Source organism: Pseudomonas sp. S30 (assembly GCF_016518545.1).
GTDB lineage: Bacteria > Pseudomonadota > Gammaproteobacteria > Pseudomonadales > Pseudomonadaceae > Aquipseudomonas.
Map to the genome: position 1 here is coordinate 1 of NZ_JACVTO010000061.1, position 301 is coordinate 301.

At 58.8% G+C, this 301-nt stretch carries 1 protein-coding gene; it reads right to left on the reverse strand.

Annotated features, from left to right (window positions below):
• Positions 1-301: DUF6708 domain-containing protein (locus IAE34_RS24455; RefSeq protein ID WP_442793249.1), on the reverse strand; the 301-nt coding region annotated here is incomplete at both ends.

Below are 301 nucleotides of genomic sequence, written 5' to 3' on the forward strand. Positions count from 1 at the left end.
GGGGATGGGTTTTCCGGGTAGGCCTGCTTCGCGAATGATCTTGGGCCAGCGTGGTTTCCAGCACAGCATGAGGCTCAGCCAGTGGCCGGTTCCGATGATCAGGAAGGCGGGCGAGATCAAGACCAGGCCGATCTTGGTGATTCGAGAAGACCTGCGAAAATAGTGAGTCAGCCCTTCGAATTGAGGGGTGAAGGCTTGCCAAGGCCAGGGAAAGTGGGAAGTGATGCGAGGTCGCGGTAGACCCTCGGGGCCCTCATCCATGAACCGGCGGATGAACTCCCATTCGGCCTGCAGTTCTGTA